We start from the raw sequence: 23248 nt of genomic DNA on the forward strand, positions 1-23248 counted from the left end.
AGCTTCTTCCGCCCCTGCGGCCCCCGGTCCTTACGTATCTCGAAGTCCATTGCATCCCCTGAGCTGGGGTGTTGCAACGACCACTAGAACTCAAGCTCTGCCGGGGCGGGCCCCTTCTTCGTCGTATGCCGGACCCCGGCCCGGAGGGATGCCGGGCGCGCAATCAACTATGGGGCAGCGTCGGCGGATTGCTGGATTCGCGGGCCAGGGCCGCGCGCAGCCAGTTCTGCGAGGGCTGCTCCACGAACCGGTGCACCAGCCAGGCCAGCGCGATCAGCGCGGCCGTGGTGACCAGGCGAGCAGCAGCGGTTTGGCGAGCGGGCCAACTCCACTCACGCCAACCTCCGCGCATCCGTGGAACGCACCTCCGTCGTCCTCAAACGATGGCGAGTCCTGGACACCGGCCGAGCGCGGCACGAATTCGGTCGTAGACACGCGCTTTGAATTCGTCCAGCTCGACACAACCGAAAATTCCTGCCGAATAAACAGCACGTCCTCGCGGAAGACCATCACCGATGACGCGCATCATTACATCGCCAACTACACATTGAGCGACGCGCCCATCGACTCGTCCTGCGGCACCGTACGTTCATCATGCGGGTCTACGTCAAGCACGTGTCGGGCCGGACAGTGAAGATCGACGGCGTCCGGAGCGGGGTAACCTCGCTCACCAACGGAATCGCTTTCAGTAATTTCTGAACAGGCCCGATTGCCGTCGACAGTACTGTTCAGGGCACCCTTCTCCCCGGCAGCGGCAGTTATCGCCGCCCTGCCTGCTCACTACCCCCACGGCTTTGCGTTCCCCATGCAGACCTGGTCGTAGTAATCACTGCCCAGACCGGAGATGCCGATCTTGCTGCTGAATCCACCGGCAGGCAGGGTCCGGGCCTTGCTCATCCCATAGGGCAGCTCGTTGGAAGCCGTCCAGACCGTTGCCGTAACCGGAAGATTATTGACGTAGGAAGCAATCCAGTCGAAGTCGACGAAGTTCTTCATCGTGAAGCATGAATTAGTGCTGGCGCTCACGATCTTCTCGCCAGTAAAGCTGCTCCCGTCATAGATGCAGAGGTAGCCGGATGCGCATCCTCCTACCGCCTCGGCGGCCGGAGCGGTCGCCAGCATTCCGCCTGTCACCAGAGAGAATCCCGTAATGGCAGTTGCGGCTCTTGTCTTCCAGTTCCTCATGTACGCTCCCCGTCCCTGGTCGCATTCCGAATACCTTTCGGATGCATTGGGGAAATCTAGCTGACTCGCCGGAAGATTGACAAGGTTCCCCGTGGTGTAATTTCAGTCCTTCTGGGCGTGGCTCATTTGCGAGGATTTAGCAATGGCACACAATGCCCGTTCTGTGATTGCGGGAGCCTGGATGTCGCCCCTTTGTCGAGGATCAGGCCGACCGTCAACAACCAGCCCAGCCTGTAGGACTTCGGCGCAGTCGAGCGACGTCCGGTTCGTGGCGATCTGCCAGATCAGTGGTGCCCGGGAAGGTGAGAGGCACGGCTTCCAAGATCAGGCAGCTCCGTGAGCGTTCGGAGGTGGTGCCCGAAACGGAAGCGCCGCACGGGATCCGCCCCCTGAATCAGGGCGATTCCCGCGCGGCGCTTTCCTTGGCTCAGTCCTGGGGCTACGCGGCGCGTTCGGTCAGCACCCCAGCCTTCTCCTCGTATGCCGCCCCCGTCTGCGGGCACTCCCAGATGCCCGCCGCACCCTCGCGCTCCACGAGCTTCACACCGGCGTGACCGACCCAGCCGACCTGCCGGGCCGGCACGCCGACGACCAGAGCGAAGTCGGGTACGTCCTTGGTCACTACGGCGCCGGCCGCCACCATGGCCCAGCGACCGATCCGGACCGGGGCCACCGCGACGGAACGCGCGCCCAGTGACGCGCCCTCGGCGATCTTCACGCCGACGGCCTCCCAGTCGCCGCCGCGCTTCTGCTTGCCGTCGGGGTCGACGGAGCGCGGGTTGTGGTCGTTGGTGAGTACCACCGCGGGCCCGATGAAGACGCCGTCGGCGAGCTCGGCGGGCTCGTACACCAGCGCATAGTTCTGGATCTTGACGTTGTCGCCGATCCTTACACCCGTACCGACGTACGCGCCGCGTCCGACCACACAGCCCTCGCCGAGCCGGGCCTGTTCGCGGATCTGCGCGAGTTCCCAGACACTGCTGCCGGCCCCGATCTCGGCGGTCTCGTCGACCTGGGCGGTGGGCTGGACTCTGTAGTTCACTGCGCGTCTGCCTTTCGGAGTGTTGCCTCGACCGGCGAGCTTACGTTGCAGTCCGCGTCCAGCAGCAGTCGGTCGAAGCGGCCCTTCACCGTCTCCCAGTCCCATGCCGCCAGGGCGTGCATGGCGGCGTCGTGACCGGCCTTGCGCCAGACGTCCTCGTCGGCGGTGGCCGCGAGGATCCGCTCGGCGGCCTCGGCGGGAGTGGCGACCACCCAGTCGGAGGGGAAGAGCGTACGGGCCCCGTGCGGCCGGCCGGCGAAGAACGGCCAGTCACGCACGACGGGCACAGCGCTGCTCGCCGCCCCCTCCACGAGACCGAGGTGCCAGCTTTCGCGCAGGGACGTGCTGAGGATCGTCCCGATCTCGGCGAGTGCCGTGGGGACGTCGTCGGTCTGCCCCAGTTGCTTTACCGCACCGGCCGCTTCGAGCGGCGCCAGTTCCTTGAGCAGTGCCGTCTGATAGCGCTCGACCGCAGGGCTTGTCGCAGGGTCCTGCAGGTCGCCTATGAGGTGGAGGCGGTAGCGCGGGTCACGCCGGCGAAGGAGCCTGAGCACCTCCAGCGCCCAGCGCGGGTCCTTGGCCACCTGTCCCACACCGATGAGTCCGAGCGTGAATCGTGCTTCGGGCTGCTTGGTACGGGCGAATCGGGGCAGGTCGACGGCGTTGTCGATGACATGGGTCCGGGGGGCGCCGGGTCCGGTCAGACCCGGAATGGTCTCGACAGCCAGATCCCGCAAATGCTCGCTGACGAACACCATGTCGTCGACCCGGGAGAAGCCGGTCAGCTGGGGCCAATAGCTGAACGCCTCGAAGCTGTGCAGCCGTACGACGATCCGGGTCGTGCCCGGATCGACCAGCGTGAAGAACGCGGCGGCTGCCGTGGACCAGTCGATGAACACGATGTCGGCCCAGTCGAGGTGGGGGCGCAGTGCAGCCTCGGTCTTGTGCCCGTAGTCGGCCCCGATGCCCAGTGAACGCCCGATCACTCTGCTCATCCCCTTGGCCAGAGGGGCGAGGACGGGATCGGCGGCGGTGTCCAGAATGCGTGTCTCGACGCCTGTGCTCTCCGTGAAGTGACGGGTGATCAGCGGGAGGAAATTGTCGTTGCCGCTGTGGGCGAAGAGGAGCCGCACCGGTCGGTCGGTGGGAAGGGGAGCGGCCGGCTCGCGGCGAGTCCGCGACGAGAGCAGAGCCTTGACCGTGCGGCTGCGGCGCAGTGGAGCGGTGAACCGGGCGGGGGCGTCGGCCAGCGGAGACGTGGCGCTGTCGAAGTGGGCGATGCGATGGAAGGCCAGCAGCAGCGCCTTGGCACAGGAGGCGGCCGCCTCCTTCTTGCGGCCCGCTTTCAGGTGTACGTCCGCGCAGGTCAGCTCGGCGGCATAGGCATGGAAAAGATGACGAGGGGCGAGGCCCCGGCTGAGCTGGGCATCGGCGGCTTCGCCCAGCAGGTCCGCCTTGAGCCGACGGTCCCGCACGCGGTGCGCGCAGACACCCAGGACCCGCTCGGCGACGAACGGCCGGTCGGTGCGGGCCATCCGGGCGACCGCGCGCCGGGCGATGTTGGCCAGGAGTTCATCAGGGATCTGTGGTGTTGGCACGGTACGGCTCCACGTTTGAGGCAGGAACTCGGACCGTACGGTCAAACGGAAGTGAGGGAAAGCCCCGAACTGCTTCTGTAATCAAGGCAATTCCGAGCGTCATCGGGATCCACATGAGCACCCCCAGCCGGTCGGCCTCCTGGACCAGGGGATGAGCCGCGATCTGGGCGGCGCCGGTCAGCGTCACCGCGCAGGCCAGTGGGCCCAGCACCCCACCGCGACGCAGCAGCACCCACAGCGAGATCACGGTGGCCGCCAGGAAGAACGGCATCGAGGCCTGCTCGCCGATCCAGTGGCTCCAGTACTTCAGATCGAGATCGACGAGCCGGGCCCAGGGGTCCGGGACCTCGGGGGCGCGGAAATGGCGGGTGAAGGTGTCCTGGAGGGTGACCTCGGACGAGGGAAGCCCGAGCAGCTTCATCGCGAGTGCCACGGCGGCGGCGCACCCCGTGGCCACCCCGGCGGGCAACAGGTCTGCCCGGGACCGCCTCAGCAGCCAGGAGGCGAGCATCGCGACCGCGATCAGAGCGGCCAGCACCAGTGCCGTCGAGTACCGGGTGACCGCACAGACGGCCAGGGAGCCGATGAACAGCGCCGCACCCGCCCCCCGTCTGTCCCGCGCCATGAGCACCCCGCCCCACACCGCACCGAGCACACAGACCGTGACCAGGCCCTCGCTCAGCGCCTGGAGACTCCACCGGCCGAGCGGTGAGACGAGGAAGGCGATCTGACCGGCCACGGCGGCCGTGGGGGAGAGCCCGGCCCCGCGCAGCAGCCCGCAGACGGCCAGGGAGCCGCCCACGGCCAGAAGCAGCCCGAGCGCCCGCATGCCGTCGAGCACTCCGAGCGCACTGACAAAGGGAGCGGCGAGCAGGGGATAGCCGGGCCGGGACGAGAAGATCGATTGGTAGCGGGAGTCCCCGGTGGTGATGTCGGGGGCATCCGACCACCGTTCCAGGCAGGCGGCCTCGCTCGCCGCCCCGGCCCTGCCCGGCTCGTCCTCACCGGTCAGCGGATCGAGCTTCTTGTTCTGGGCGACCTCATCCGCCCGGCTCGCGCAGAAGGCGGAAAGCGCGGCCCGGTGCGCCTCGTCCCGGTCGGCTCCGAGGTACTCCTCGGCGGCACGGGCGTACCGGTACGAGTCGGGGAAGAGCGTCCAGGAGGTGCCGGCGGTCAGCTGCGCCAGTACATAGACGGCGGATACCAGGAGGGCCAATAGCCAGGTACGGCCGAGAGGGACGGAGCGGGACATCAGTGGCCTCAGGGTGCACGGAGAGTAACGAAAATGGACAAGCTAGCACGTGGGGGCCGGTGGATCGGTCCGTGGAGGCCCGGTTTGACCGCCCGGGAGTGGCCCCGTAACCTTGACCCTCGGCGTGTTTCCTATGCGCGCCCACCCCTGAGCACATTCCTCCTGGTGGACTCGTCCGTCAGGAGAGGCCGCTCATCCTTCCGGATCGTCGCGGGCTTCGGCCTGTGCGGGCGGCTGGCATCAGGGGATCCGATCCGAGCGAAAGAGAGATCCGCGTGTACGCCATCGTGCGCAGCGGTGGCCGCCAGCACAAGGTTGCTGTCGGTGACATCGTTGAGGTTGACAAGATTTCCACTGCCCAGGTTGGCGACACGGTCGAGCTCTCGACCCTGCTCGTGGTCGACGGCGACGCCGTGACCAGCGACCCGTGGGTGCTGGCCGGGATCAAGGTCCAGGCCGAGGTCGTGGACCACCACAAGGGCGCGAAGATCGACATCCTTCGCTACAAGAACAAGACCGGCTACCGCCGTCGCCAGGGTCACCGCCAGCAGTACACGGCGATCAAGGTCACCGGTATCCCCGCGGCTGCGAAGTAAGGGACTGAGGAGACATGGCACACAAGAAGGGCGCATCGTCCACCCGGAACGGGCGCGATTCCAATGCTCAGCGGCTCGGCGTGAAGCGCTTCGGCGGTCAGGCCGTCAACGCCGGTGAGATCCTGGTCCGCCAGCGCGGCACCCACTTCCACCCGGGCACGGGCGTCGGCCGTGGTGGCGACGACACGCTGTTCGCCCTCGCCGCCGGTGCGGTCGAGTTCGGCACGCACCGTGGCCGCAAGGTCGTGAACATCGTTCCGATCGCCGGCTGATTTTCGGCGCTCGTCGAGCGGTTTCTGCGGAGGCGGACCTCACTTCCCATACGGGAAGTGGGTCCGCCTTTCGCGTGTTTCTCCCATGAGAGACGGCTTTCTCCTATGTGGGGACAGCGCGAGTGAGACATTTCTGCACGTATGTAACTGGAGGTTCCAACCATGACCACCTTCGTGGACCGCGTCGAGCTGCATGTCGCCGCGGGTAACGGGGGCCACGGCTGCGCCTCCGTACACCGTGAGAAGTTCAAGCCGCTCGGCGGTCCGGACGGCGGCAACGGCGGCCGTGGCGGCGATGTGACCCTGGTCGTCGACCAGGACATCACCACGCTCCTCGACTATCACCACAGTCCCCACCGCAAGGCCACCAACGGCCAGCCCGGCGCGGGCGACAACCGCACCGGCAAGGAGGGCCAGGACCTCGTCCTGCCGGTCCCCGACGGCACGGTCGTGCTCGACAGGAACGGCAACGTGCTGGCCGACCTGGTCGGTCAGGGCACCACGTTCGTGGCCGGCCAGGGCGGCCGCGGCGGCCTCGGCAACGCGGCACTCGCCTCCGCCCGTCGCAAGGCCCCCGGCTTCGCGCTGCTCGGCGAGCCGGGCGAGTCCCGGGACATCGTCCTGGAGCTCAAGACCGTCGCCGACGTGGCTCTGGTGGGCTACCCGAGCGCCGGTAAGTCCTCGCTGATCTCCGTCCTGTCGGCGGCCAAGCCGAAGATCGCCGACTACCCCTTCACGACCCTCGTCCCGAACCTCGGCGTGGTCACCGCGGGCGGCACCGTCTACACCATCGCCGACGTCCCGGGCCTGATCCCGGGCGCCAGCCAGGGCCGGGGCCTCGGCCTGGAGTTCCTGCGGCACGTGGAGCGCTGCTCGGTGCTCGTGCACGTACTGGACACCGCGACGCTGGAGTCCGACCGTGACCCGGTCTCCGACCTCGACATGATCGAGGAGGAGTTGAAGCAGTACGGCGGCCTGGAGGACCGGCCCCGCATCGTCGTCCTCAACAAGATCGACATCCCGGACGGCCAGGACCTCGCCGACATGATCCGCCCGGACCTGGAGGCGCGCGGCTACCGCGTCTTCGAGGTGTCCGCCGTTGCCCGTACCGGCCTGAAGGAGCTCTCCTTCGCGCTCGCGGGCGTCATCGCCGAGGCGCGTGCGGCCAAGCCCGTGGAGGAGGCGACCCGTATCGTCATCCGCCCGAAGGCCGTCGACGACGCGGGCTTCACCGTCACCAAGGAGGAGGACGGCCTCTACCGGGTGCGCGGCGAGAAGCCGGAGCGCTGGGTCCGGCAGACCGACTTCAACAACGACGAGGCCGTCGGCTACCTGGCGGACCGCCTCAACCGCCTCGGTGTCGAGGACGCGCTGATGAAGGCCGGCGCCCGTGCGGGCGACGGCGTGGCCATCGGCGCCGAGGACAACGCGGTCGTCTTCGACTGGGAGCCGACCATGGCCGCGGGTGCGGAGATGCTCGGCCGGCGTGGCGAGGACCACCGTCTCGAAGCGCCGCGCCCGGCAGCCCAGCGCCGCCGCGACCGTGAGTCGGAACGCGACGACGTGCAGCGCGAGTTCGACGACTTCAACCCGTTCTAGACCGTGCACCGGCCGCCGGACGTGCTTGTTCCGCAAGCCCGTCCGGCGGCCGGGCATGCTCTGGGCGCCGCGCAACCGGCGGAGCCGGACCCGCTCAAAGGTGATTCATGTCGCTCGACCGTGTGGCGTCGGTCACCCGATCGGGAAGCGTAGATTCCGGTATTCGCCCTGATCGCAAGGCAACAGAAGGTTTCGATACGGCATGCAGCAGCCGACGTCCGCCTTGCGAGACGGTAACGGAGAGTGCAACCATCGCTGTATCTCCCAGCCCTCAAGGTAGGTCGTCTGTGTCTGCTCAGCACATAGCCAAAGCCCGAACCACAGCAGTCGTGCTCGCCGGCGGTACCGGCCAGCGCGTGGGTCTGTCCATTCCCAAGCAGCTGCTGAAGATCGCAGGCAAGGCCGTCATCGAGCACACGCTGTCGATCTTCCAGCAGTCCGACTCCATCGACGACATCATCGTGCTGATGGCTCCGGGCTATGTGCCCGACGTGGAGAAGATCGTCGCCAAGGCCGGACTCGCCAAGGTCACCAAGGTGATCGAAGGCGGCTCCACCCGTAACGAGACCACCGAGCGCGCCATCGCGGCCCTCGGCGAGGGCCTGGCCGAGGGCGAGGACCGCAACGTCCTCTTCCACGACGCCGTGCGCCCCCTGCTCTCGCAGCGCGTCATCAAGGACTGCGTCGACGCCCTGGACCGCTACCAGGCGGTCGACGTCGCCATCCCGTCCGCGGACACGATCATCGTGACCCGCACCCACGGCGGCGACGGCGAGTTCATCACCGACGTGCCCGACCGCTCCCGGCTGCGCCGCGGCCAGACGCCGCAGGCCTTCAAGCTCTCCACGATCCGCCGGGCGTACGAGGTCGCCGCGGGCGACCCGAACTTCCAGGCCACCGATGACTGCTCGGTCGTCCTGAAGTACCTCCCCGACGTGCCGATCTACGTCGTCGCGGGCGACGAGTACAACATGAAGGTCACCCAGCCGGTCGACGTCTTCATCGCGGACAAGCTCTTCCAGCTGGCCTCCACGGCCGTCCCGCAGCCGACCGACGACGCCGCCTACCGTGAGCTGCTCACCGGCAAGACCCTCGTCGTCTTCGGCGGCTCGTACGGCATCGGCGCGGACATCGCGGCGCTCGCCGAGTCCTACGGCGCCACCGTCTATGCCCTGGGCCGCTCCACCACCGGTACGCACGTGGAGAACCCGGAGCACGTCGACGACGCGCTTTCCAAGGCGTACGCGGACACCGGCCGCATCGACTACGTGATCAACACCGCGGGCGTGCTCCGCATCGGCAAGCTGGCCGAGACGGACAACACGACCATCCAGGAAGCGCTGAACGTCAACTACCTGGCGCCCGTGCAGATCGCCCGCGCCTCGTACAAGTACCTCGCCGAGACCAAGGGCCAGCTGCTGCTCTACACCTCCAGCAGCTACACCCGGGGCCGCGCGGAGTACAGCCTCTACTCGTCGACCAAGGCCGCCATGGTGAACCTCACCCAGGCGCTCTCGGACGAGTGGGCGGGCGACGGAGTGCGGGTGAACTGCGTGAACCCCGAACGCACCGCCACCCCGATGCGCACCAAGGCGTTCGGCGACGAGCCCGCGGGTACGCTGCTCTCCTCCGAGGCGGTCGCCAGGACCTCCCTCGATGTCCTGCTCTCCGAGATGACCGGCCATGTCATCGACGTACGCCAGCAGGACCCGACCCGTGGCGCCTCCGAGGCATCGGGCTTCGAACAGGCCCTGGCCGCTGTCCTGGACCGACAGGCCGATGTGTAATACTGCTTGACAATCGACTATTCGGACCTCTGTAGACGCCACGTGCGAATTGCAGGGGTCCGAATTCGTGAAGCTCTGGCTTCACATTTCCCTCGCAAGGTAAACAGTCGGCACCCTCGGGAGCGGTACTTCGTGATTTCGAAAGCCATTCGCATGGCTCGTGTGGGCAGCGGTTCGGAGCTGGCCGCCGCTCTCCTCATGGCTCTGGGGTTCCCGTGCGTCATGCTCGCGGCGATAATCCCCAATCTCTGGTTCTTCGCCGGCGCTGCTGCGGTGACGTATCTGGCCGACCGGTACCTGCATCACTGCGGCAGCTACCTGGTCAACCGGCTCGCCGCAGTCCGCGCAGGGCTCTCGATCCGCTTCCTGGTCCGCCAGCTGCTACTGATCCTGCTGCTCTCGCGCATGGGGTACGGAGAGCAGACGCTGTTCTACGTGACGGTTGCCTGCCTGCTGGCCTTCTACGGTCTCCAGGCGCCGCAGAGTGCGACGGTCACCCTCATCAAGCTCCGCCGCAAGCTCCCGGTGGTCACGCGCAATATCGACCTGGAGCAGGTGCGGATCCCGGACGCCCCGCCGCTGCTGCTGATGAACCGCCCCGCGGAGAAGATGCTCCATCTGGATGTCTTCGCGATTGCGGGTGTGCTGGTCGCGATCGAGACCGATGTGAATGGCTTCGCCTACGCGGGCCTCGCCATCACGCTGGTTCTCGCACTCGGCTATCTGGCGGCGCTCCTCCCGTACATCCGTCCGAAGCGGCTCGTGGCGCCCGAGGCCAAGGTGCTGGGCGCGGTGGACACCTGGCTGCGCGAGTACAAGCCGACCGTGGCTCTCTACTTCTCCGGCTCCAAGGATTCGGCCTACCAGGTCAACATGTGGCTGGAGACCATGGCGCAGCTCGACGGGCGCCCGCTGATCCTGCTGCGTGAGCGCGCGATAGTGCCTCAGCTGAACACGACATCGGTGCCGGTGCTGTGTGTGCCCGGCGGCGTGCACCTGATGAATCTGGACCTCTCGTCGGTACGGGTCGCGCTCTACGCGGCCAACGTCGGCAAGAACATCCACCTGCTCCGGGTGCCGACGATGAAGCATGTCTTCATCGGCCACGGCGACAGCGACAAGCTCGCCAGCGTCAACCCGTACAGCAAGGCCTACGACGAGGTGTGGACCGCGGGCCGGGCAGGCCGGGACCGTTACGCGCTGGCCGATGTCGGTGTGCGCGACGAGGACATCGTCGAGGTGGGCCGCCCGCAGCTGGCCGCCATCCAGTCCTGGACCGGCGCGCCGAAGAACCCGATCCCGACCGTGCTGTACGCCCCCACCTGGGAAGGCTGGGACGACAACCCGGGCAACACCTCGCTGCTGCTGGCCGGCGAGAACATCGTCAAGCGGCTGCTGAACTCCGAGAAGCCGGTCCGGCTGCTCTACAAGCCGCACCCCTTCACGGGCACCCGTAGCGCCAAGGCCAAGGCCGTGCACCAGCGGATTACCGCGATGATCGAGAAGGCCGCTGTCGAGCGCGCCACCGACTCCCGGTGGGCGAAGGAATCGGCGGCGCTCCAGCCGGTGCAGGCCGAGGCACGGGCAGAACTGGCCCGTATCGAGGCGCGGCTCGCGGCGCTGTCGAGCGGCGGCCACGTCGCCGGGGACGAGGCCGAGTTGTCCCGCGACTCGCTGGCCGACCCGGCGCGCGAGGCCGAGATCGCGCGGCTCAAGGACGAGTGGAACGCTGCTTCCTGGCGCGCGCTCGGCTGGTGGGAGCACAAGGTCATCACGGGTGCCCGGATGCGTCTGTACGACTGCTTCAACGAGTCGGACGCCATGGTCTCGGACATCTCCAGCGTGGTGTCGGACTTCATCGCGAGCGGCAAGCCGTACGCGGTCACCGATTCGGCGGCGCTGGGTGAGGACGAATTCCGTCGGCAGAACACCGCGGTCCGTGCCGCGGTCATCCTGTCCAATGCCGCGACCGAGCTGGACGCCCTGCTCACGGCGGTGGTGGATCCTGTCGCGGACACCTTGGCGGCCGACCGGCGCGAGCTGAAGGAGTACCTCCTCGGCCCGGACGAGCCCACCTCGATCGTGCAGTTCGACACGGCCGTGAAGGCGCTCGCAGCCAGGTCGGAGGCCCGGAACGCGGGCCTGGCGAGAAACCTCGGCGAACGCGTGAGCGGCTGAGAATCCACCTGGTTCGCTAGCACGATCCACCTGGCCCGGCATAGCCCCTGAAAGGGTTGTGCCGGGCCTTTGTGATAAGGCTCACCCTTCGGGCGTGTGGCGTCGAGGCAACCAACGCGCGGGGCTGACTGTCTTCTGTTTATGTGAACGAGATGCCAATTCCCGATGTAACCGTGATCATCGGTGCATATGAGGCGATGCCCTACCTCATCCGCTGCCTCGAATCGGTGGAAGCTCAGACCATAGGCGCCCACCGGATCGAGATCGTGGCGGTCGATGACGGCTCGACCGATGGCACCGGCGAGTACCTGGAGGAGTTCGCGGCCCGGTCCGCGGTTCCGACCAGGGTGGTCAGGCAGGCGAATTCCGGCGGCCCCAGTGGACCGCGCAATGTAGGTCTCGGCATGGCGCGGGGCCGCTATGTCTTCTTCCTCGACGCGGACGACTACTTCGGTGACGAGGCTCTCGAGCGGATGGTCGCGAGGGCCGACCGGGCGAACACCGATGTGGTGCTCGGCAAGGTGGTCGGGGTCAATCGCGGAGCACCCCGGTCGATGTGGACAGCCACCAAGGACCGGGTCAATGTATACAATTCCAAGGTCATTTACACGCTGAGTGCACAGAAACTCTTCCGGCGCGAACTGCTGGAGCGAATCGGTCTGAGATTCGATGAGGGACTCAAGACCGGTGAGGACGCGCTCTTCACCATGGAGGCGTATCTAAGGGGTGCCGGGGTCTCCGTCATCTCCAATTACGTCTGCTATTACCTGGTCGGCCGGGACGACGGAAAGCACGTCACCAAGAGCGGCACCTATGTATGGCGCTTCGACTCCATGCGGGCCATGATGGCGCTCATTCACCGGCTCGAACCCGCCGGGCCGAAGCGGGACTTCTTGATGGTCCGTCCCTTCACGGTCGGGATGATGCAGCAGTTCGGTCCCAATTTCCTCCGGGACTCCCAGGAGGTCCGGCGCCACAAGATGGAGCTGGCGGCGCCGCTCTTGGACATGTACTGGAGCGACGGGGTAGCACGCCTGATCAAGGTCGCCGAGAGGCTGCGGCTCGCTGCTGTCGCGCAGGGCCGGGCCGACGTGCTGGTGGACATCCTGACGTATTTGCGGGAGAAGACCGTTCCGGATGTGGTCAGCTCACGAAAGGGTGACAAGCTCTTTCTTGCGTACCCGCACTTCCGGGACCGTTCGAGCGGACTCTCGAACTCCGATTTCGAGGTCACCGTGCCCGACTGGCACGACGGCAAGCGCATCGAGCGGCCCGAGGTCGTAGCCCGCAGGATGTCACTGTCGCGGCGCGTCGCCCGGCGTATGCGGCGGGACGCACGGCGCTGGAAGTCGCGGATCACCACGGGCTGAGCGGGCCCGCCGCTGTGTTGTTCAAGTGTGTGTTCGCATCTCGTTCACAGAGTTGACGCACTACGAATCGCGCAGCAATTCTCAGTAAAGTCGCTCCAGCAGGTCGCAGCCGCGACAAGACCGATATCTCAACCATGAGGACTGGTCACGTGAAGGCTCTCGTACTGTCCGGAGGGGCCGGCACCCGCCTGCGTCCCATCACACACACCTCGGCCAAGCAGCTGGTGCCCGTGGCGAACAAGCCCGTGCTGTTCTACGGCCTGGAAGCCATCGCGGAAGCGGGTATCACCGAGGTCGGCATCATTGTGGGCGACACCGCCCAGGAGATCCGCGAGGCGGTCGGTGACGGTTCCCGGCTCGGCATCGAGGTCACGTACATCCCGCAGGACGAGCCGCTCGGCCTCGCCCACGCGGTGCTGATCGCCCGTGACTTCCTGAGGGACGACGACTTCGTCATGTACCTCGGTGACAACTTCATCGTCGGCGGGATCACCGGTCTGGTGGAGGAGTTCCGCGCGGACAAGCCCGATGCGCAGATCCTGCTGACCCAGGTGCCCAACCCGACCTCCTTCGGTGTCGCGGAGCTCGACGCCGACGGCCGGGTGGCGGCCCTGGAGGAGAAGCCGAAGGAGCCCAAGAGCGATCTGGCGCTCGTCGGTGTCTACCTCTTCACCCCCGCCATCCACGAGGCCGTCCGCTCGATCGAGCCGTCCTGGCGGGGCGAGCTGGAGATCACGCACGCCATCCAGTGGCTGATCGACCAGAAGCGCGACGTGCGCTCCACCACGATCCGCGGGTACTGGAAGGACACCGGCAATGTCACCGACATGCTGGAGGTCAACCGGACCGTGCTGGAGAGCATCGAGCCGTCCCACGAGGAGGCCGAGGTCGACGAGGACAGTGAGATCATCGGCCGGGTGCGGATCGAGGCGGGCGCCAAGGTCAGCGGCAGCCGCATCGTCGGGCCCGCGATCATCGGCGCCCGGTCGGTGATCAGCGGCGCGTACGTGGGCCCCTTCACCTCGGTCTCGGAGGACTGCCGGATCGAGGACAGCGAGATCGAGTACTCCATCGTTCTGCGGGGCGCCTCCATTGCCGGTGTCCGCCGCGTGGAGGCGTCGCTCATCGGCCGTGACGTCGAGGTGACCCCCGCGCCCCGTTCCCCGTCCGCCCACCGACTCGTGCTCGGCGATCACAGCAAGGTGCAGATCTCTTCATGACCACCAACATCCTGGTGACCGGCGGCGCCGGTTTCATCGGCTCGCACTATGTCCGTACGGTGCTCGGCCCCGAGGGCCCCGGCGGCATCGCCGTGACCGTGCTCGACAAGCTCACCTACGCGGGCAATCCGGTCAACCTCGACGAGGTGCGCGACCACCCCGGTTTCAGGTTCGTGCAGGGCGACATCTGCGATCCCGAGCTGGTCTCCAAGCTGATGGCCGAGCACGACCAGGTGGTGCACTTCGCCGCCGAATCCCATGTGGACCGCTCCATCGACGGCGGCGCCGAATTCGTCCGTACGAACGTCGTGGGCACCCACACCCTGATCCACGCCGCGCACCTGGCAGGCATCAGGACCTTCGTGCACATCTCCACCGACGAGGTCTACGGCTCGATCGACGAGGGCTCCTGGCCCGAGACCGACCCGCTCGCGCCCAACTCGCCGTACTCCGCGGCCAAGGCGTCCAGCGACCTGATCGCGCTCTCGTACCACCGCACCCACGGCCTCGACGTGCGGGTGACCCGCTGCTCCAACAACTACGGGCACCACCACTTCCCCGAGAAGGTCATCCCGCTGTTCGTCACCAACCTGCTGGACGGCAAGACGGTCCCGCTGTACGGCGACGGCGCCAACGTCCGCGACTGGCTGCACATCGACGACCACGTCCGGGGCATCGAACTGGTCCGCACGAAGGGCCGGGCCGGCGAGGTCTACAACATCGGCGGCGGCACCGAGCTCTCCAACAAGGAGCTCACCGGACTGCTGCTGGATGCCTGCGGGGCCGACTGGGACACCAGCGTCACCTATGTCGAGGACCGCAAGGGCCACGACCGCCGTTACTCGGTCGACTGCACCAAGATCCGCGAGGAGCTCGGTTACGAGCCCCGCAAGGACTTCCGTACCGGCCTCGCCGAGACCGTGCAGTGGTACCGCGACAACCGCGCCTGGTGGGAGCCGCTGAAGGACCGGGCCGCGCTGTGAGCGCCGTCTGGCTGGTCACCGGGGCCGCCGGGATGCTGGGCCAGGACGTTCTGGCCCGGCTCGCCGGTGAGGACGTCACCGCGGTCGCCGCGGACCGTGCGGCCATGGACATCGCGGACCCCGAATCGGTGCGCGCAGGCTTCGACAAGCACCGCCCCGCCGTCGTGGTGAACTGTGCCGCCTGGACCGCTGTCGACGACGCCGAGTCCCAGGAGGACGCCGCGCTGCGGGTCAACGGCACGGGCCCCGGGGTCCTCGCCGCGGCCGGCCGTGAACACGGCGCCGTTCTCCTCCAGGTCTCGACCGACTACGTCTTCGCCGGGGACGGCGAGAAGCCGTATGCCGAAGACGGCCCCACCGGACCGCGCAGCGCCTACGGCCGCACCAAACTGGCCGGCGAGCAGGCCGTGCTCGACACCCTGCCGGACAGCGGTTACGTGGTCCGTACCGCCTGGCTGTACGGCGCGGGCGGCGGCAACTTCGTCCGTACGATGATCAAGCTGGAGGGCGTCAAGGACACCCTCGACGTGGTGGACGACCAGCGCGGACAGCCCACCTGGACCGTCGATCTGGCCGACCGGCTGGTCCGGCTCGGACAGGCCGCCCTCGCGGGCACCGCCCCCGCGGGCGTCTACCACGGCACCAGCGGCGGCGAGACGACCTGGTGCGGCTTCACCCGGGAGATCTTCCGGCTGCTCGGTACCGACCCGGCGCGCGTCCGCCCCACGACCAGCGAGGCCTTCGTACGGCCGGCTCCCCGTCCCGCTTTCAGCGTGCTGGGGCACGACCGCTGGGCGGCGGCCGGGATCGAACCGATCCGGGACTGGCGGACGGCGCTGGAAGAGGCATTCCCGGCACTCCTCGCAGCAGAGCGGTCATGATCGTCGAATGGTCGTACCGACGGTCAAATCCCGTCGAATTCCAAAGACGTGAACAACGAAGGTTTACATAGGGGAGAACGCTTACATCACAGTGCGGTCATGGGGTAACTTCGCCGGGGACCAGACCAGTTGGTTTCCTCCGAAGGGCTGCTCCACGTGAACCGCCATGACTTTCTGCGTCAATTGCACCGCGTCTACCGGCCTCGGAACTATTTGGAGATCGGGGTCAACGACGGCAGGAGCCTGGCCCTCTCGCGAGTGCCCTCCGTCGCCGTCGACCCCGCTTTCCGGGTGGTGACGGACATCAGCTGCGACGTCCACCTGGTCAAGGCGACGAGTGATGACTTCTTCGCTCGCAAGGACCCGCTGCTGCACCTGCGCAACGGCCGCAACCCGTTCCGTGCCCTCGCCCGCCGCGATCCCCTCAATGTGCTCGGCGGGGATCCGAAGCTGGAGCTCGCCTTCATCGACGGCATGCACCTCTTCGAGTACGCCCTGCGCGACTTCATGAACGTCGAGAAGCATGCCCGCTGGTCGAGCGTGATCGTGCTGGACGACATGCTGCCGCGCGATGTCGACGAGGCGGCCCGCGACCGGCACACCAAGTTCTGGACCGGTGACGTGTACAAGGTGGCGCAGGTGCTGCGCCGCTACCGTCCCGACCTGGTGGTCGTCGAGGTGGACACGGCACCGACCGGTGTGGTCGCCGTGTTCGGGGCCAACCCGGAGAGCGACATCCTGAAGAACGCGTACGACAAGATCATCGAGGAGTACGTCGTACCCGATCCGCAGGACGTGCCCGACGAGGTGCTGGTGCGCAAGAACGCCGTCCAGCCCGAGACGCTGCTCGGCGCCGACTTCTGGCCGGCCCTGGCCCGCGCCCGCAACCTGCGCCGCCCCCGCTCGGCGTTCGCGCCCCTGCGTAAGCGCATCGAGGCCGTGACGGGCTGACCGGACCGAGACAGTACGAAGCCCCCGTGATCCGTAGGGACCACGGGGGCTTCGGGCGTTCCCGCCCGGGCTCAGCCGCGGGCGCGCAGCTGCGCGTAGTACGCCTGGCACGCCTCGTACGACGGCAGCAGGCCCTGCTCCTCGGCCTCGGCCAGCGAGGGGGCCGCGGCGTCCTTGTCGGACAGCAGCGGGGCGATTCCCTCCGGCCACTCGATACCCAGCTCGGGGTCGAGCGGGTTGATGCCGTGTTCGCGGCCGGGCGCGTACCCCTCGGAGCACAGATAGACGACCGACGCGTCGTCCGTCAGGGCCATGAAGGCATGGCCGAGACCCTCGGCGAGATAGACGGCGTGATGGTCCGCATCGTCGAGCCGGACGGCTTCCCACTGCTTGTACGTGGGGGAGCCGACGCGGATGTCCACGATGACGTCGAGCACCGCGCCGCGTACGCACTTGACGTACTTCGCCTGGCTCGGCGGCACATCGGCGAAGTGGACGCCGCGCAGTGTTCCCCGGCCGGAGATGGAGAAGTTGGCCTGCGCGAGCTGCAGTGTGTGTCCGACGGCCTCGCTGAGCTCCGACGCCTTGAACCACTCGTGGAAGCTGCCGCGGCTGTCCGGGAAGACCTTGGGCTCGTGCACCCAGGCCCCTGCGATGGAGAGCTGCCGCATGCGATCACGTCCTTGTCCGATGTGTTTGGTGCTGGTGCTGGTGCTGGTGTTTGTGCTGGTGGGACCGTCTCGTCATGGGAGACGGCGGATCTGCGGGGCGCGGATCAGCCGGTGAGCCGGGCGGCGAGACGGCGCGCGCGCTTCCGGCCCTGCGGCGGGAGCCTGCGCACGATCGGGCCGCCGACGGCGCGCAGCGCGCGATGCAGAGTCGCCTTCCGGCGCTGCGCGGCCATGCCCACCATGACTGTTTCTGCGGCCTCGGGCAGCTCCGGATCCAGCTCGATCCTGCCGCCCCTGCTGATGGTGACGTCGCAGAGGCTGAGCGCGGGGTCCTTCTCGCCGTCCAGCCGGACGGAGAGCTTCCAGGCGCCCGCCGCGACGCCGGGGGCGCGGCCGGGCACGGTGAGGTGGGCCCGGCCCTCTGCCGGGTGCAGCACGGTGCGCAGCGTGTGCACGGCCGAGCCGGCTCCGTCGGCCGGACTCAGGACCAGTTGGGCGTCGGAGGCGACGGTCGTGGTGGTGGTGAAGAGCTCCAGCCGGAGTTCGGGCCGGCGGCCCGGGGTCCGCAGGACCGTACGGCCGTCCAGATAGGTGGCGAGCTTCTTGCTGCGGCGGCCCACATCGAGCGTGAGGTTGCCATGCGGGTCGGTGAAGTACGGGATGACGGCACGGGCCGGCGAGCCGAGCGAGGCGGGCAGGCAGGCGGCGTCCACCTCCGGTGCGCGGTCGGCACCCAGCCTCGCCTTGCGGACCAGGCCCAGGCCGCGCAGTGGCACCCAGATGTCCCAGAAGCCACGGGAGACCCGGCCGCGGCCCTTGACCGCCTCCGAAGAGACATGACCACTGCCGCGCAGGACGATCTCGCAGGCTCCGTCGCCGAGTTCATCCGTCTGCGTGGTGAACGTCGCGGGGCAGGGCCACTCGACGGCCGTCTCGCGGTTGCGCAGGGACAGTTCGGCGGAGAAGCCGTCGATGTCGTCGGTGACGTCGAGGAGTTCGTCCTCGGCCAGCAGTGCGCCGCTGTTGTCCGGGTGCAGGAAGTAGCGGCCGTCCCGGCGCAGCAGTTTCACCGGGGCCTCGTCGTCGCCCTGGACCAGCCGAGCGGTGACGGTGACAGCGACGCGGCCGTCCGGCTGCCAGGCGAACTCCTCCAGACGGGCCGACGCCTTGACGGACCCGGCGAACCGGGCGATCCGGAGCAGACCCTCCCGGTCGTCCCTGCGCAGGAGTGTGGACCGGATCCGCAGCAGCGGGCCGAGGCCGTCGTGCACACCGTCGCCCATGAAGTCGATGGCCAGCGGCCTGATCGCGTCGCACATCTCGCCGAAGAACTCGGGCTGGTATTTGACCACCGCGGGTTCGCTGAGCCGGCTCAGCATCTCGACCCGGTAGAAGCGGCGGAGCAGCAGATCCCGGAACTCACCGGGCTCGGTGTTGGCCACGACGACGTCCAGGACTTCGCGGAGGTTTCCGTAGTAGTGGGCCGGAACGATCTTGGTGGATCCGGCATTCTTGCCGTCGTCGCGCCGGGAATAGAAGTAACAGGTGTAGTTGCCCAGGATGGAGACGACTTCGGCCGGGAAGTACGCCTGCATCATGTAGAGCTGGTCCTCCAGGCGGCGCTTGCCCTCGGGGTAGGCGATGCCGTTCACACGGAGGAATTCCGTCCGGAACATCTTGTGCGGCGTGAGGCTGTCGTACAGCGGTGCGTCGCGAAGGGTGCACTTCTCGCGGTTCTTCTTGAACACCCCGTGCGGGACACCGCGGAAGTTGCTGGCCACCTTGCCGATGACGATGTCCGAACCATTGCGGTGCCCCATCTCGTACAGCCGGCGCAGGGCGTCGGAGGCGAGATGGTCGTCCTGGTCGACGAACTGGACGTACTCGCCCTTCGCTTCGTCCACACCGACGTTGCGGGGCTTTCCGGGCCATCCGGAGTTGGGGATGGTGATCACCCGGAAATGAGGGTGTTCCGCCGCCAGCTTTTCGAGCCGTTCAGGAGTGTCGTCCGTGGATCCATCGTTGACGAAGAGAACTTCGAACTCCCCTGCAGGGAGAGTCTGTCGCAGAAGTGAGTCGATGCAGGGGTCGATGTACTTGCCCGGGTTGTATACCGGAATGACGACACTTACTTTGACTGGCATCGCTGCTGTCCCATGTCTGGTAGTAGAGGTCCCTGGAGATGGCGGCGGATGCGGGGCCGACACTGCACACTGCCGAATATGGGGGGAGAGCCGCCGCCACGCACCCTATCGGCTGTTAGATGAGCGAGACGTTCCGATGGTTGCGCCGGTTCGAACACATCGATTTTCCCGTGCCCGTTCGGGGCCATGGACCCGCTCACACGTCCACGGGCCGAAACGCACAGGCGCCGATTCCGCCGCTCGCGTAGATTGCCAGGGCTGGGCGAGGCCGAATCATTGGGGATGTACGTGTCAGGGGCAAGGCAGGGCGTCACAGAGGCCCGCAGGATCGTGGTCAAGGTCGGTTCCTCGTCCCTCACCACCGCGGCGGGCGGCCTCGACGCGGACCGCGTCGACGCGCTCGTCGACGTACTCGCCAAGGTCAGGAGCGGCGGGGAGCGCGAGATCGTGCTCGTCTCCAGCGGCGCCATCGCGGCCGGGCTCGCCCCGCTCGGACTGCACCGCAGGCCCAAGGACCTGGCCAGACAGCAGGCCGCTGCCAGCGTCGGACAGGGACTGCTCGTCGCCCGCTACACCGCCTCCTTCGCGCGTTACGGCGTACGCGTCGGCCAGGTGCTGCTCACCAGCAACGACACCAGCCGCCGCGCCCACTACCGCAACGCCTACCGCACCCTCGACCAGCTCCTGGACATGGGCGCACTCCCGATCGTCAACGAGAACGACACCGTCGCCACCGACGAGATCCGGTTCGGCGACAACGACCGGCTCGCCGCGCTAGTCGCCCATCTCGTCCGCGCCGATCTGCTGGTCCTCCTCTCGGACGTGGACGGCCTCTACGACGGCGACCCCAGCACCCCGGGCACCTCACGGGTCGCCGAAGTGGCCGGCCCCGAGGATCTCGCGGGTGTCACCATCGGCAGCGCCGGGAAGGCGGGCGTCGGCACCGGCGGCATGGTCACCAAGGTCGAGGCCGCCCGGATCGCCACGGCCGCCGGAGTCCCGGTCGTCCTCACCTCCGCGAGCCGGGCCGCCGACGCCCTGGCCGGACGCGACACCGGTACGTACTTCCACCGCACCGGACGCCGCTCGGCGGACCGGCTGCTCTGGCTGGCCCACGCCTCCACCCCGCAGGGTTCGCTGACCCTCGACGACGGGGCCGTACAGGCGGTCGTCGAGCGGCACAGCTCGCTGCTGCCCGCCGGGATCGCCGCGGTCGAGGGCGAGTTCACCGCGGGCGATCCGGTGGAACTGCGCGACCTCGAAGGCCGCCCCGTGGCCCGCGGACTCGTCAACTTCGACGCCAAGGAGATCCCGCAGTTGCTCGGCCGCTCCACCCGCGACCTGGCGCGGGAACTCGGTCCGGCATATGAGCGCGAGGTCGTACACAGGGACGATCTCGTCGTCCTGCACCCCTGACAGACCCCCTGAAACGGCTGAAAGTCCAGCCTCGGGGCAGAGACCTTAACGAAAACCGCCCCATCGTCGGCCGCGGACTGGTCAACTTTGTAACGGGGACACAGCGGGGTACAGCACAGCAAACGCATTCACAGGAGGCCGCCGGTGAGACGAGCGCGCCCGGGGGCGCCGCCCCGAGGAACGGGTGGCCGGGCCCTGACCAGCGTCGGAGCCGGTGTCGGCTTCGACGGGAGCCGGTCCACGGACCGCGGGAACGACCGGACCACCGGACCCGAGCCGACGGTGGTGGAGGAGGAGCGCACCCCGTCGAGACTCTGGCACATCACGCTCAGTGTCTCGGGCGCCGCGATTCCGCTGAAGGAGGTCAGACGCGGTCTCGAACAGCTCGCGCACGACCATCCCTTCCTGCTGACCAGCCGGTACGCCAATGACCACGCGGAGATCCGCTACTGGGAAGAGGCCCGCGATCTGCACGATGCGGCGGCCGTCGCGCTGCGGCTGTGGGGGGAGCACCGCTCCACCGCCGGCCTTCCGCCCTGGGAGATCGTCGGCCTGGAAGTCATCGACCGCGAGACGTACCACCAGCGCGTCGCCGAGGGATACGGGCCACCCCCGGCCTCCCCGGTCGGCGTGCACCCGTACTGAGCGCGGCGGCGGTCCCGGGGCGGCTGTCGCATCACGGGAGCGGCGGACCCGGGGCAGTTGTCTCGCATCACGGGATACGTGACGGATGCCCGCAGTGTGCGCACTACTCTGCGGGCATGACCACGCTCTCGCCGTACGACAACATGTCCCCGGTCGCCCAGGCCGCCTACCGGGCACGTTCCGCCGCCGCCGACATCGCGCCGCTGCCGCGCGCGGCGAAGGACGACGCGCTGCTGGCGATCGCGGACGCGCTGGAGGTACGGACGGGCGAGATCGTCGCGGCCAACGCCGAGGACGTCGCCCGCGCCCGCGAGGCCGGGACCAGCGAGTCGATCGTCGACCGGCTCACCCTCACCCCGGAGCGGATCCGCGCCATCGCCGCCGATGTGCGGGACGTGGCGGCGCTGCCCGACCCGGTCGGCGAGGTCGTCCGCGGCTCGACCCTGCCCAACGGCATCGACCTGCGACAGGTCCGGGTGCCGCTCGGCGTGGTCGGGATCATCTACGAGGCCCGGCCCAATGTGACGGTCGACGCCGCGGCCCTCTGCCTGAAGTCGGGCAACGCCGTCCTGCTGCGAGGCTCGTCCTCCGCGTACGCCTCCAATGCCGCGCTCGTGCGGGTGCTGCGCGACGCGGTCGGCGGCTCCGGCCTCCCGGCCGACGCGGTGCAGCTGGTGCCGGGCGAGAACCGTGACTCGGTACGGGAACTGATGCGGGCCCGCGGCCTCGTCGACGTCCTCATCCCGCGCGGCGGTGCCTCGCTGATCCGTACGGTGGTCGAGGAATCCACCGTTCCGGTCATCGAGACCGGCACCGGCAACTGCCATGTGTACGTGGACGCGCAGACCGACCTCGACATGGCCGTCGACATCCTGATCAACTCCAAGGCGCAGCGCCCGAGCGTCTGCAACGCCGCCGAGACGCTCCTGGTCCACAAGGACGTCGCCGCGCAGTTCCTGCCGCGCGCCCTGGACGCGCTGGCCGACGCCGGGGTGACCGTGCACGGCGACGAGCGGGTCCTCGAATACGCCGAAGGGTCCAAGGCCACCGTGGTGGCGGCGACGCCGGAGGACTGGGAGACCGAGTACCTCTCGTACGACATCGCCGCGGCCGTCGTGGAGTCGCTGGACGCGGCCGTCGCGCACATCCGGCTCTGGTCCTCCGGCCACACCGAGGCGATCGTGACCACGTCCCAGGCCGCGGCCCGTCGCTTCACCCAGTTGGTGGACTCCACGACGGTGGCCGTGAACGTGTCGACGCGCTTCACCGACGGCGGTCAGTTCGGCTTCGGTGCCGAGATCGGCATCTCCACGCAGAAGCTGCACGCCAGGGGGCCGATGGGCCTGCCGGAGCTGACCTCGACGAAGTACATCGTCACGGGCGACGGCCACGTGCGGTGACCGTCAGGGCTCGGTGAATGTTGCGGGCTCCCTGCCCAGAACGACCCGGCGGGGCTAG

Annotated in this window: 20 protein-coding genes; 13 read left to right on the forward strand and 7 right to left on the reverse strand. The window is 68.0% G+C overall.

Annotated elements, in window-relative coordinates; translation table 11 throughout:
• Positions 1 to 163 precede the first annotated feature (163 nt).
• The 5 genes from ACGFU7_RS22385 to ACGFU7_RS22405 form a co-directional block, all read right to left on the reverse strand.
• Positions 164 to 352 (reverse strand): hypothetical protein, encoded by a 189-nt coding sequence (locus ACGFU7_RS22385; RefSeq protein ID WP_393697766.1) that lies wholly within the window; start codon positions 350 to 352, stop codon positions 164 to 166.
• 428 nt (positions 353 to 780) lie between these two features.
• Positions 781 to 1185: a peptidase inhibitor family I36 protein gene (locus ACGFU7_RS22390; RefSeq protein WP_393697767.1), complete on the reverse strand. Its 405-nt coding sequence runs from the start codon at positions 1183 to 1185 to the stop codon at positions 781 to 783.
• A gap of 439 nt (positions 1186 to 1624) precedes the next feature.
• A complete protein-coding gene (locus tag ACGFU7_RS22395; RefSeq protein ID WP_393697768.1) occupies positions 1625 to 2227 on the reverse strand; it encodes an acyltransferase in 603 nt (200 codons plus the stop codon).
• Positions 2224 to 3825, reverse strand: coding sequence for a hypothetical protein (locus ACGFU7_RS22400; RefSeq protein WP_393697769.1), 1602 nt, complete (start codon positions 3823 to 3825; stop codon positions 2224 to 2226). Before ACGFU7_RS22400 ends, ACGFU7_RS22395 begins: the two co-directional genes overlap by 4 nt.
• Positions 3803 to 5077 (reverse strand): hypothetical protein, encoded by a 1275-nt coding sequence (locus tag ACGFU7_RS22405; RefSeq protein WP_393697770.1) that lies wholly within the window; start codon positions 5075 to 5077, stop codon positions 3803 to 3805. The genes ACGFU7_RS22400 and ACGFU7_RS22405 overlap by 23 nt, the downstream gene beginning before the upstream one ends.
• Before the next feature lie 275 nt (positions 5078 to 5352).
• On the opposite strand from ACGFU7_RS22405, the gene rplU reads away from it, so the two are divergent.
• The 10 genes from rplU (at position 5353) to ACGFU7_RS22455 (ending at position 16914) form a co-directional block, all read left to right on the forward strand.
• Positions 5353 to 5673, forward strand: a complete 321-nt coding sequence (gene rplU / locus ACGFU7_RS22410) for a 50S ribosomal protein L21 (RefSeq protein WP_030921216.1) — start codon at positions 5353 to 5355, stop codon at positions 5671 to 5673.
• Between the two features lie 14 nt (positions 5674 to 5687).
• Positions 5688 to 5945 carry a 50S ribosomal protein L27 gene (gene rpmA, locus ACGFU7_RS22415; protein WP_018103204.1) on the forward strand — a complete coding sequence of 86 codons (258 nt, stop codon included), beginning with the start codon at positions 5688 to 5690 and terminating at the stop codon, positions 5943 to 5945.
• Positions 5946 to 6107: 162 nt separating this feature from the next.
• Positions 6108 to 7544, forward strand: a complete 1437-nt coding sequence (gene obgE / locus ACGFU7_RS22420; protein ID WP_393697771.1) for a GTPase ObgE — start codon at positions 6108 to 6110, stop codon at positions 7542 to 7544.
• A gap of 287 nt (positions 7545 to 7831) precedes the next feature.
• Entirely contained in the window at positions 7832 to 9331 is a 1500-nt protein-coding gene (locus ACGFU7_RS22425; protein WP_393697772.1) for a D-ribitol-5-phosphate cytidylyltransferase, read from the forward strand.
• A gap of 153 nt (positions 9332 to 9484) precedes the next feature.
• Positions 9485 to 11509, forward strand: coding sequence for a hypothetical protein (locus ACGFU7_RS22430; protein ID WP_393697773.1), 2025 nt, complete (start codon positions 9485 to 9487; stop codon positions 11507 to 11509).
• A gap of 152 nt (positions 11510 to 11661) precedes the next feature.
• Positions 11662 to 12879: a glycosyltransferase family 2 protein gene (locus ACGFU7_RS22435; RefSeq protein ID WP_393697774.1), complete on the forward strand. Its 1218-nt coding sequence runs from the start codon at positions 11662 to 11664 to the stop codon at positions 12877 to 12879.
• Between the two features lie 149 nt (positions 12880 to 13028).
• A complete protein-coding gene (locus ACGFU7_RS22440; RefSeq protein WP_393697775.1) occupies positions 13029 to 14099 on the forward strand; it encodes a glucose-1-phosphate thymidylyltransferase in 1071 nt (356 codons plus the stop codon).
• Positions 14096 to 15082, forward strand: a complete 987-nt coding sequence (gene rfbB, locus ACGFU7_RS22445; protein WP_393697776.1) for a dTDP-glucose 4,6-dehydratase — start codon at positions 14096 to 14098, stop codon at positions 15080 to 15082. Before ACGFU7_RS22440 ends, rfbB begins: the two co-directional genes overlap by 4 nt.
• Positions 15079 to 15963, forward strand: a complete 885-nt coding sequence (rfbD, locus tag ACGFU7_RS22450) for a dTDP-4-dehydrorhamnose reductase (protein WP_393697777.1) — start codon at positions 15079 to 15081, stop codon at positions 15961 to 15963. Before rfbB ends, rfbD begins: the two co-directional genes overlap by 4 nt.
• Positions 15964 to 16119: 156 nt before the next feature.
• Complete coding sequence (locus tag ACGFU7_RS22455; RefSeq protein ID WP_393697778.1) at positions 16120 to 16914, forward strand: class I SAM-dependent methyltransferase; 795 nt, start codon at positions 16120 to 16122, stop codon at positions 16912 to 16914.
• Between the two features lie 71 nt (positions 16915 to 16985).
• On the opposite strand, the gene rfbC is transcribed toward ACGFU7_RS22455, so the two are convergent.
• Together rfbC and ACGFU7_RS22465 are read right to left on the reverse strand one after the other, a co-directional pair.
• Complete coding sequence (gene rfbC, locus ACGFU7_RS22460; protein WP_393697779.1) at positions 16986 to 17585, reverse strand: dTDP-4-dehydrorhamnose 3,5-epimerase; 600 nt, start codon at positions 17583 to 17585, stop codon at positions 16986 to 16988.
• 104 nt (positions 17586 to 17689) lie between these two features.
• Positions 17690 to 19729: a glycosyltransferase family 2 protein gene (locus ACGFU7_RS22465; protein WP_393697780.1), complete on the reverse strand. Its 2040-nt coding sequence runs from the start codon at positions 19727 to 19729 to the stop codon at positions 17690 to 17692.
• Positions 19730 to 20011: 282 nt separating this feature from the next.
• Here ACGFU7_RS22465 and proB point away from each other — a divergent pair, with 282 nt between their 5' ends.
• The 3 genes from proB to ACGFU7_RS22480 all read left to right on the forward strand — a co-directional run bounded on the left by proB (position 20012) and on the right by ACGFU7_RS22480 (position 23190).
• Positions 20012 to 21145 carry a glutamate 5-kinase gene (gene proB / locus ACGFU7_RS22470; RefSeq protein ID WP_393697781.1) on the forward strand — a complete coding sequence of 378 codons (1134 nt, stop codon included), beginning with the start codon at positions 20012 to 20014 and terminating at the stop codon, positions 21143 to 21145.
• A 144-nt stretch (positions 21146 to 21289) separates the two neighbouring features.
• The gene (locus tag ACGFU7_RS22475; RefSeq protein ID WP_393697782.1) at positions 21290 to 21790 is read left to right on the forward strand and encodes a hypothetical protein; all 501 of its coding nucleotides are present in this window, start codon (positions 21290 to 21292) and stop codon (positions 21788 to 21790) included.
• Positions 21791 to 21906: 116 nt separating this feature from the next.
• Entirely contained in the window at positions 21907 to 23190 is a 1284-nt protein-coding gene (locus tag ACGFU7_RS22480; protein ID WP_393697783.1) for a glutamate-5-semialdehyde dehydrogenase, read from the forward strand.
• Positions 23191 to 23248 lie beyond the last annotated feature (58 nt).

Source organism: Streptomyces sp. NPDC048473 (genome assembly GCF_043200155.1).
Lineage (GTDB): Bacteria > Actinomycetota > Actinomycetes > Streptomycetales > Streptomycetaceae > Streptomyces.

Bases quoted from the DNA above. Each gene is read 5' to 3' on its own strand.
- ACGFU7_RS22430 (WP_393697773.1), top strand. From the start codon at position 9,485: ATGGCTCGTGTGGGCAGCGGTTCGGAGCTGGCCGCCGCTCTCCTCATG.
- obgE (WP_393697771.1), top strand. From the start codon at position 6,108: ATGACCACCTTCGTGGACCGCGTCGAGCTGCATGTCGCCGCGGGTAAC.
- ACGFU7_RS22385 (WP_393697766.1), bottom strand. From the start codon at position 352: ATGCGCGGAGGTTGGCGTGAGTGGAGTTGGCCCGCTCGCCAAACCGCT.
- proB (WP_393697781.1), top strand. From the start codon at position 20,012: ATGTACGTGTCAGGGGCAAGGCAGGGCGTCACAGAGGCCCGCAGGATC.
- rfbC (WP_393697779.1), bottom strand. From the start codon at position 17,585: ATGCGGCAGCTCTCCATCGCAGGGGCCTGGGTGCACGAGCCCAAGGTC.
- ACGFU7_RS22405 (WP_393697770.1), bottom strand. From the start codon at position 5,077: ATGTCCCGCTCCGTCCCTCTCGGCCGTACCTGGCTATTGGCCCTCCTG.
- rpmA (WP_018103204.1), top strand. From the start codon at position 5,688: ATGGCACACAAGAAGGGCGCATCGTCCACCCGGAACGGGCGCGATTCC.
- ACGFU7_RS22480 (WP_393697783.1), top strand. From the start codon at position 21,907: ATGACCACGCTCTCGCCGTACGACAACATGTCCCCGGTCGCCCAGGCC.
- rfbB (WP_393697776.1), top strand. From the start codon at position 14,096: ATGACCACCAACATCCTGGTGACCGGCGGCGCCGGTTTCATCGGCTCG.
- ACGFU7_RS22465 (WP_393697780.1), bottom strand. From the start codon at position 19,729: ATGCCAGTCAAAGTAAGTGTCGTCATTCCGGTATACAACCCGGGCAAG.
- ACGFU7_RS22435 (WP_393697774.1), top strand. From the start codon at position 11,662: ATGCCAATTCCCGATGTAACCGTGATCATCGGTGCATATGAGGCGATG.
- ACGFU7_RS22390 (WP_393697767.1), bottom strand. From the start codon at position 1,185: ATGAGGAACTGGAAGACAAGAGCCGCAACTGCCATTACGGGATTCTCT.